We start from the raw sequence: 10,837 nt of genomic DNA, 5'->3' as shown, positions 1-10,837 counted from the left end.
CGCCCAAGCAATGCTTGGGCGGTAATTTTTATTAATTAATGGCTGCTTTAGATTACGGCAATGCCACTTCCCTTCTCAACGATGCTGGTAGAGTCGCGCTATTGCCTTCTTTAGAAATCCCGCCAGCGCTAATTGCACTCTTTAGGATTTGGCCGATTTCATCGCTAACTTTTACAACCACTTTAATGATTTGGCCGTCGGCGATAGACGATGGGTTTTTAATACTTGGATTTTGTTTTGCAATTTCGGTCCAAGCAAAGCCATTACCCAAATAACGTTTTGACAAACTCCAAAGCGAATCACCTGCTTGGAAAACGTAGTCTTTTACAACACCCAGCATTTCGCCCGATTCGCTATAAGCAACTTTAATATCGCTATTATCGTCGGCTACAAACGTACCGGCTTTGCTCAATTTCTTGGCTAACTTCTTCTTATCATCATCTTCTTCGGATTCGCCATCCAGTTTGTATTCGTCGTAATTCACGCCGCCTGCTGCGGTTGGTTCATACGACGATAATAAAGCGGCTAGTTGCGCAGTATCCAACGTAGATGGAACTTCAGAACTCGCATAATAATTGTCGGCACCGGCAATGGAGTTGGCGTCGGCAATATACGGCGTTAATGATTCAAAGATCGCAGGGTCAAGTTGCGCTAAATTTTGCACAGTATCAGTGACGATTAATGCCGACTGCTGTGAGCTGATCAAAGAGTCCGATTCAATACCTTCTAGCTGCGAGGTAATCGGCGCACCATTCGGGAAGAACGGTGTTACGTAGTAAAGTGCCTCAAGGTCTAGATTAAACGACACGTCGAAGGTTAACTGACTTGCATCCGCCGCCGAACCAACGCCTTCCCACAAACCAGCACCTTGGCGATCCGATTTACCGGTACCAATCGATACCGATTTCGCAACAAAGTTAACCTCGTTACGGGTCTCAGTTGTTAACAGCCCCGTACCTTCAACGGCACTATCCAAAATAACAGTACCGCTATCACCCACATCAACCGTGCGTAACACCAGATCACCGTTTTGAACGAAGGTGGCGTTGATCGAACGATTGTCGTTGGTGCTGACATTTAAAATGTCGATCTCAGTATCAAGGTCGATATCACCGGATGCGTTAATGTCTGCTAGATGGGCAATTAAATTACCCGTAATCGCATTTTTACCAACGTAAGTTGAATTAATGATCACATCTTCCTGACCATTAAAGTTCAAATTCATGTCCGAAGGCACTGCTTGTATAGATGCGGTTGAAGAGTTGCCACCAATGAAACTGACACTCTCACCGGCAAATACAGCTTGTAACGAAGTCGATAGATTCAAATTACCGACATTATTGTTCAGCACTTCAAACTGGCTAAATAGGAAATCACCAAGAGAATTAACACCGTCTGAAGCTTGGTTAATAATCCAAGCGAGGCCATCAACATTGCTGATTAACGTATCTTGGCCTTCTCCACCATTCAAATTCTCCATGCCGTCGAAAGTGGTCGAATTGGTAAGGACTGATGTATCGCTATTTACGTTGAATACATCATCGCCGCTCGTGCCTAACAAGGTATCGTTAAGATCTGCTGTCACGGTTGAAACATTGCTCAAGGTTAATTGATTAACAATAACTTGGCTTTCTTCAGTACCTAGCTCGAAGGTCTCTGCGATTGCAGACCCTGCAACCCCTTCACTAACCACATCCACATTTTCAACATTTTTAAACTGATAACGTACAGAGTTAATTTCGCCATTTGTGCCGGTTAAGGTCCAATCAACACCAGCTCGGCCAATGACCGTATCGTCGCCACCTTGAGTATCAACAGCGCTATTAATGAGATAGAAATTAATTTCGTTGGCTGCCATACCAGCGCTCGTCAGCTGAATGGTGTCCGCCTCGTCACTACCAGACAAACGACCACCACTCATGTTCGCCGAACTAATATCACTGAAAGTAATATCCGAAACCAGCAGTTGCTTATCGGCACCGGTTAATTGCGCATCAACCGCCACACCGAGTGTTGCAATCGAGTCGATACTATCCACACCGCCATTAACTGCATTGACAGATTCAAACTGCATGTTTTTAACGGCTAACGCATTCGCGGTTGTGTTAACAACATACACTTCGTTCTCGCTATTAGAGCCATTTAACGTGCCGCCACCAAGGTTAACGGTATCGACATCATTAAACGTAATCGCTGAGGCAGAGATTTGATTATCGACAGCCGTTAAATCAGCGGTAGCTTGAACACCCGTAGCAACTTTAACAACGTCGTCCATGCTTGAGCCTGCGTTAACAGCCGATACTGCCGTTAAGCTCATTCCGTTAACGGTAACTGCATTATTCGTGTTACTGATTTCGAAGGTTTCGCTGCTATCGGTACCGGTAACGATGCCTTGAGATAAATTTGCACTATCGATTGCAGTGAAATTAATTCCCGCAACCATTAATGCTTTATTGGCCGCTGAGAGTGATGCATCAACAGCTAAAGTCGATGTAATGCTATCGTCATTGCTGCTGCCAGCAGCAACGCTACCCACACCTGTAAATTTAACGTTATCTGAAGTTAATGCATTTGCGCCGTTAATTTCAAACTCATCAGACACATCCGTACCATTCAAAGTACCTTTTACAGTGTCGCTGGCCAGATCTACCGATTCGATTTGCTGGAAGGTGATACTTGAAGCGATTACTTCATTGTCGATACCGCTTAACGTTGCACTATTGCCTTGAGTGTCGAGAGTATCAATCACACCTGACTTAGTTCCAGCGACAACGGTGTCTACACCCGTAAAGTTAATTGCATTTACGACTAACTCATTAACTGAACTGCCAACAACAAAGTCTTCTGCCTCTTCGGTGCCGGTTAGCGTACCTTTGATGGTAGTGCTAGCAAGGTCTGCAGATTCAATCTCTTTGAACGTAATATCCGAAACAACTAATTCATTGTTATTACCATTCAGCGCCGCTGCAGTACCATCCGTATCAACGGTGTCGGTCACATCCGTAGCAGTTCCTGCCACAACCGTGGTAACACCCTTGAAGTCGATACCATTAACACCAACGGCTTTCGATCCTGCGACGGTGAAGGTTTCAGCAGCCGCAGTACCGGTTAAGGTGCCATCTGCCAATACCGTTTCTTCAATACCTTGGAATAAATAGCCAGACGAAGAAACTTCGTTGTTCTCACTGGTGAGCGAAGCATCAAAAGTCGATGTTAGCTTGTCCACACCTGCCGCATTGCCTAATGCATTAATTGTCGCAATACCATCTGCATTTGTTTTCAAGCCAGTAACGACAATTTCATTGGCTTTTAAACCGTCGGCATTAACAACAAAGCTGTCAGAATTAGCGCTACCGGTGAGCGTGCCATTAGCGTTATCACCCGCGAAATCCGCTTTTTCAATTTCTTTGAATGTAATATCAGACGCGACTAATTGGTTGTTAGCAACATCAAGCGCTGCATCCGTACCATCCGTATCAACGGTGTCGGTCACATCCGTAGCAGTTGTAGCAGTTCCTGCTACAACCGTGGTAACACCAGTAAAGTCGATAGCATTCACGCCAACGGCTTTCGACCCCGCGACGGTGAAGGTTTCAGCAGCCGCGGTACCGGTTAAAGTGCCATCTGCCAATACCGTTTCTTCAATACCTTGGAATAAATAGTCAGACGAAGAAACTTCGTTGTTCTCACTGGTAAGCGAAGCATCAAAATCTGATGTTAATTTATCATTACCTCCAGTATTACCTGAGGCGTTGATCGTGGTATTGATATCCTCGAACACGATGTCGTTGGCTTTCAGCTGAGTAGCGTTATCAACGGTTGCAAGTACGAAAGTGTCTGCGCTGTCGCTGCCCGTTAATGTTTTCGTGTTTAAATCCGCCGTTTCGATATTTTGGAACGTGATACCATTAGAGATTAACGCTTTTGCAGCACCTGCCAGTGTCGCATCAAAATCGGACGTTAACTTATCTGACCCAGCGCCATTAGCACCAGCATCAATAGTGCTGTTGATATTGTTAAACACAATATCGTTAGCTTTCAGCTGAGTATCGTTATCAACGGTTGCAAGTACGAAAGTGTCTGCGCTATCGCTGCCCGTTAATGCTTTCGTATTTAAATCCGCCGTTTCGATATTTTGGAACGTAAAACCACTCGAGGTCAGAGCCTTGCTCGCACCGGTCAACGTTGCATCAAAATCGGACGTTAACTTATCTAATACGGTGACATTATCTCCAGCATCAATCGTGCTATTGAGATCCTCGAACACGATGTCGTTGGCTTTAAGCTGAGTAGCGTTATCAACGGTCGAAAGTACGAAAGTATCCGCACGGCCACTGCCCTTTAATGAATTTGTATTTAGATCCGCCGTTTCAATATTTTGGAACGTGAAACCGTTAGAAATCAGAGCGTTATTGGTGTCCGTCAATGTCGCATCAAAATCGGACGTTAACTTATCTGACCCAGTGCCATTATCTCCAGCATCAATCGTGCTATTGAGATCCTCGAATACGATGTCGTTGGCTTTAAGCTGAGTAGCGTTATCAACGGTTGCAAGTACGAAAGTGTCTGCGCTGTCGCTGCCCGTTAATGCTTTCGTATTTAGATCCGCCGTTTCGATATTTTGGAACGTGAAACCATTAGAGATTAACGCTTTGGAAGCACCCGCCAGCGTCGCATCAAAATCGGACGTTAACTTATCTGACCCAGTGCCATTATCTCCAGCATCAATCGTGGTATTGATATCCTCAAACACGATGTCGTTGGCTTTCAACTGAGTAGCATTATCAACGGCTGCAAGTACGAAAGTGTCTGCGCTGTCGCTGCCCGTTAATGCTTTCGTATTTAGATCCGCCGTTTCGATATTTTGGAACGTGAAACCATTAGAGATTAGCGCTTTGGAAGCACCCGCCAGCGTCGCATCAAAATCGGACGTTAACTTATCTGACCCAGTGCCATTATCTCCAGCATCAATCGTGCTGTTGATATTGTTAAATACAATATCGTTGGCTTTCAGCTGAGTAGCGTTATCAACGGTCGCTAATACGAAGGTATCCGCACTGCCACTGCCCGTTAATGCTTTCGTGTTTAAATCCGCCGTTTCGATATTTTGGAACGTGAAACCACTCGAGGTCAGAGCTTTGCTCGCACCGGTCAACGTTGCATCAAAATCGGACGTTAACTTATCTGACCCAGAGCCATTAGCACCAGCATCAATAGTGGTATTACTATTGTTAATTACAATGCCGTTAGCTTTCAGTTGAGTATTGCTTCCAACTGTCGCCAAAACAAACGTGTCTGCCTTAGAGCTGCCAGAAAAAGATCCATTATTAACCTCTCCACTCTCATCAGCACCAGCCAAGTCCGCTACATCGATCGACTGGAAAGTTATTCCCGATACTTTTAGCTCATTACTGGCCCCCGTTAATTCTGCCTTATTCCCTGCGGTTTTAACGGTATCGACAACTGAGTCAGCACCTCCGGCAACGACTGTGGCAACATCCGTAAAGACAATATCATTTACATTAAAAGTATTTGCATCTGTAAATGTGAAGGTTTCTCCAGCATCAGTGCCCGTTAATGCTTTCGTATTTAAATCCGCCGTTTCGATACTGTGGAACGTGAAGCCTTCTGAGATTAACGCTTTAGAGGCACCCGCCAACGTCGCATCAAAATCGGACGTTAACTTATCTGACCCAGAGGCATTATCTCCTGCATCAATCGTGCTGTTGATATTGTTAAATACAATATCGTTGGCTTTCAGCTGAGTAGCGTTATCAACGGTCGCAAGTACGAAAGTGTCTGCGCTGTCGCTGCCCGTTAATGCTTTCGTGTTTAAGTCAGCCGTTTCAATATTTTGGAACGTGAAACCACTCGAGGTCAGAGCCTTACTCGCACCGGTCAACGTTGCATCAAAATCGGACGTTAACTTATCTGACCCAGTGGCATTATCTCCAGCATCAATCGTGGTATTGAGATCCTCGAACACGATGTCGTTGGCTTTCAGCTGAGTAGCGTTATCAACGGTCGCTAATACGAAGGTATCCGCACTGCCACTGCCCGTTAATGTTTTCGTGTTTAAATCCGCCGTTTCGATATTTTGGAACGTGAAACCACTCGAGGTCAGAGCCTTACTCGCACCCGCCAACGTTGCATCAAAATCGGACGTTAACTTATCTGACCCCGTGCCATTAGTACCTGCATCAATCGTGGTATTGAGATCCTCGAACACGATGTCGTTGGCTTTCAGCTGAGTAGCGTTATCAACGGTCGCAAGTACGAAAGTGTCTACGCTGTCGCTGCCCGTTAATGCTTTCGTATTCAGATCCGCCGTTTCAATATTTTGGAACGTGAAACCACTCGAGGTCAGAGCCTTGCTCGCACCGGTCAACGTTGCATCAAAATCGGACGTTAACTTATCTGACCCCGTACCATTAGTACCTGCATCGATCGTGGTATTAATATCCTCGAACACGATGTCGTTAGCTTTAAGCTGAGTAGCGTTATCAACGGTTACAAGTACGAAAGTGTCTGCGCTGTCGCTGCCCGTTAATGCTTTCGTATTCAGATCCGCCGTTTCGATATTTTGGAACGTAAAACCACTCGAGGTCAGAGCCTTGCTCGCACCGGTCAACGTTGCATCAAAATCGGACGTTAACTTATCTGACCCCGTACCATTAGTACCTGCATCAATCGTGCTGTTGATATTGTTAAATACAATATCGTTGGCTTTCAGCTGAGTAGCGTTATCAACGGTTGCAAGTACGAAAGTGTCTGCGCTGTCGCTGCCCGTTAATGCTTTCGTATTTAAGTCAGCCGTTTCGATATTTTGGAACGTGAAACCACTCGAGGTCAGAGCCTTACTCGCACCCGCCAACGTTGCATCAAAATCGGACGTTAACTTATCTGACCCCGTGCCATTAGTACCTGCATCGATCGTGGTATTGATATCCTCGAACACGATGTCGTTAGCTTTAAGCTGAGTAGCGTTATCAACGGTTACAAGTACGAAAGTGTCTGCGCTGTCGCTGCCCGTTAATGCTTTCGTGTTTAAGTCAGCAGTTTCAATATTTTGGAACGTGAAGCCTTCTGAGATTAACGCTTTAGAGGCACCCGCCAACGTTGCATCAAAATCGGACGTTAACTTATCTGACCCCGTGCCATTAGTACCTGCATCAATCGTGGTATTGATATCCTCGAACACGATGTCGTTAGCTTTAAGCTGAGTAGCGTTATCAACGGTCGCAAGTACGAAAGTGTCTGCGCTGTCGCTGCCCGTTAATGCTTTCGTATTCAGATCCGCCGTTTCGATATTTTGGAACGTAAAACCACTCGAGGTCAGAGCCTTACTCGCACCGGTCAACGTTGCATCAAAATCGGACGTTAACTTATCTGACCCCGTGCCATTAGTACCTGCATCAATCGTGGTATTGATATCCTCGAACACGATGTCGTTAGCTTTAAGCTGAGTAGCGTTATCAACGGTTACAAGTACGAAAGTGTCTGCGCTGTCGCTGCCCGTTAATGCTTTCGTGTTTAAGTCAGCCGTTTCAATATTTTGGAACGTGAAACCACTCGAGGTCAGAGCCTTACTCGCACCGGTCAACGTTGCATCAAAATCGGACGTTAACTTATCTGACCCAGTGGCATTATCTCCAGCATCAATCGTGGTATTGAGATCCTCGAACACGATGTCGTTGGCTTTCAGCTGAGTAGCGTTATCAACGGTCGCTAATACGAAGGTATCCGCACTGCCACTGCCCGTTAATGTTTTCGTGTTTAAATCCGCCGTTTCGATATTTTGGAACGTGAAACCACTCGAGGTCAGAGCCTTACTCGCACCCGCCAACGTTGCATCAAAATCGGACGTTAACTTATCTGACCCCGTGCCATTAGTACCTGCATCAATCGTGGTATTGAGATCCTCGAACACGATGTCGTTGGCTTTCAGCTGAGTAGCGTTATCAACGGTCGCAAGTACGAAAGTGTCTACGCTGTCGCTGCCCGTTAATGCTTTCGTATTCAGATCCGCCGTTTCAATATTTTGGAACGTGAAACCACTCGAGGTCAGAGCCTTGCTCGCACCGGTCAACGTTGCATCAAAATCGGACGTTAACTTATCTGACCCCGTACCATTAGTACCTGCATCGATCGTGGTATTAATATCCTCGAACACGATGTCGTTAGCTTTAAGCTGAGTAGCGTTATCAACGGTTACAAGTACGAAAGTGTCTGCGCTGTCGCTGCCCGTTAATGCTTTCGTATTCAGATCCGCCGTTTCGATATTTTGGAACGTAAAACCACTCGAGGTCAGAGCCTTGCTCGCACCGGTCAACGTTGCATCAAAATCGGACGTTAACTTATCTGCCCCAGAGGCATTACCTCCAGCATCAATCGTGGCGAAGCCATCTGTATTTACCGCTAACCCCGTAACGGCAATTTCATTCGCTTTTAAGCCGCCTGTATTAACAACAAAAGTGTCCGCGCCATCACTACCGGTTAAAACACCACCTTTAAGATCGGCACTATTAATGTTACTGAAATCAATATGCGTAGTTGATAGCGAATTATCAATGGCAACAAGTTCTTCAACGCCAGGATCAGTAATTTTATTTTCAGCAACTAAGGAAGCGCTCGTCGCAACACCAAAGGTTACACTGTCACCTGAACTTGTACCGGCATCAATAGCTGACACAGATGTAAGGATCATGCTATTAACACCAACCGTGATACCGTCAGAATCAATACTAAATGCCTCGTTAACATCGTCTTTTCCAACCAAGGTTCCGTTGGCAAGATCGGCTTTTTCGACTTCCTCAAACGTAATACCTGACGCAACTAATTCATTATTGGCACCATTTAGTTGTGCTCCAGCCGCCCCCGTATTAACGATGTCGACCACACCCGCATCGGTTCCGGCCACAACCGTGGTAACACCCTTGAAGTCGATAGCATTCACGCCAACGGCTTTCGATTCCGCGACGGTGAAGGTTTCAGCGGCATTTGTGCCGGTTAAGGTGCCATCTGCCAATACCGTTTCTTCAATACCTCGGAATAAATAATTGGTTAGGGAAACCTCATTTTCCTCACTGGTAAGCGAAGCATCAAAAGTCGATGTCAGTTTGTCCTTACCATCGGTATTGCCGGAGGCATTAACCGTCGCAATGCCATCTGCATTTTTTTCCAAGCCTGTAACGGCAATTTCATTCGCTTTTAAGCCGCCTGTATTAACAACAAAAGTGTCCGCGCCATCACTACCGGTTAAAACACCACCTTTAAGATCGGCACTATTAATGTTACTGAAATCAATATGCGTAGTTGATAGCGAATTATCAATGGCAACAAGTTCTTCAACGCCAGGATCAGTAATTTTATTTTCAGCAACTAAGGATGCGTCCGTTTCCGCGACAAAGGTTACGCTGTCGCTTGCGCTTGCGCCGGCATCAATAGCTGCAACAGATGAAAGGCTCATGCTATTAACATCAACCGTAACGCCATCAGCAGCAATCTCAAATGCCTCGCTAACAGTATCAGAGCCATTCAGAATAGCATTATTACTTGTAACAACAGAAACACCGTCAACTTTTATCGATGAAGAAGAGTCTCCTATATTAATATTTAATTTCTTTTCTATTGATACAGAGTCACCGCCATCGATTAGGTCAAAATTATTATACTTAGCACCAGCCTCTGAAACATCCAGCGTACCCGTATTTACTGTAATAGAACCGGCAGGCACCTCTGAGGTCGTATCTGTAGCTGCGGTTCCTGTCGCCGAAATTGCGGTACCTGAAGCCAGAGTCACTTTATCAGCTTCGATAACAATTGAAGCACCACTAGTAGCGCTTAAGCTTCCACTATTCGTAACGGATGCCGCAACATCGGCATCGCCGCTACTAGCGATCAAACGAATTTCACCACCAATAGTTGAGATACCAGTAGCTTGTAAGGTGCCACTGTTTACTGCAGAAGCTAATATATCTGCAGCGGCATAGGCTTCAAGTGTAATTTGGCTAGCAGTAATAGTACCGCTATTTTCTACAGATGGAGCGACAGAAGCATCAACAATACGTTCGATTCCTAAAACGTCAGAGCCAAAAGTAATCGTCGCGCCATCTGCCCCGACCATATTGACGAGCCTAGCGTTGATATCGCCGTTGTTAGTAACTTGACCCCCTAAAAAAACCACAGAAGATGTTGCGTTAAGGCCGCTGGCTGTAATTACAGCATTACTAGTTAGCTCACTAGTACTACCACTGTCCTTAAAGACTAAACCAACGGTATTTTCGGTATCATTAACAAAGTAAGTTAAATCATAAGAGGTATCGAGGCTTAATGTAGATGCAACTAAACCGCCTACATTGATTATTGCTCCATCAGAAAAAACAAGTCCATTTGGGTTTATTAAAATAATATTTCCCTTAGCAAAAACACTCCCATAGATGGTAGATAATTTCGTATCTAAAACATTATTAATCGCAACATCTGTAGTATTAATTTGATCAAAGGTTAAAGTTTCAGTACTACCTATATCGAAAGTACTCCAATCAATCACTACTCGACTTGATGTTTGATTTACCTTATTAATTCCGGTATTTGGATCGCCAATAAAATCTGCACTGCCTCCTTTAACTTCTGGCAAAGTAGGCAAAGCCAACACCGCCACCGGCATGACAATCTGCCCGGCAATTAAGCTACCTAACAAACTGCCTCTTATTCCTGCTGCAATTAAATTCGCGTTGCGAATGGCTTCGGCGAGTTGTTTCAGCTTAGGTAAAAATCCTGTCGCTGCGGTGGTTACATTTTTGCTAGTGTTGGTGTTCTTAGTCATGTCGCTATT

General features: G+C 45.2%; 1 protein-coding gene. It reads right to left on the bottom strand.

What is annotated here, in order from left to right; translation table 11 throughout:
- Positions 1-52: 52 nt before the first annotated feature.
- The gene (locus TOL_RS01905; protein WP_015485576.1) at positions 53-10,828 is read right to left on the bottom strand and encodes a filamentous hemagglutinin N-terminal domain-containing protein; all 10,776 of its coding nucleotides are present in this window, start codon (positions 10,826-10,828) and stop codon (positions 53-55) included.
- Between the last annotated feature and the right edge of the window lie 9 nt (positions 10,829-10,837).

It is taken from the genome of Thalassolituus oleivorans MIL-1, assembly GCF_000355675.1.
Taxonomy (GTDB): domain Bacteria; phylum Pseudomonadota; class Gammaproteobacteria; order Pseudomonadales; family Oceanobacteraceae; genus Thalassolituus; species Thalassolituus oleivorans.
This window is presented reverse-complemented; position numbering and strand designations above follow the sequence as displayed.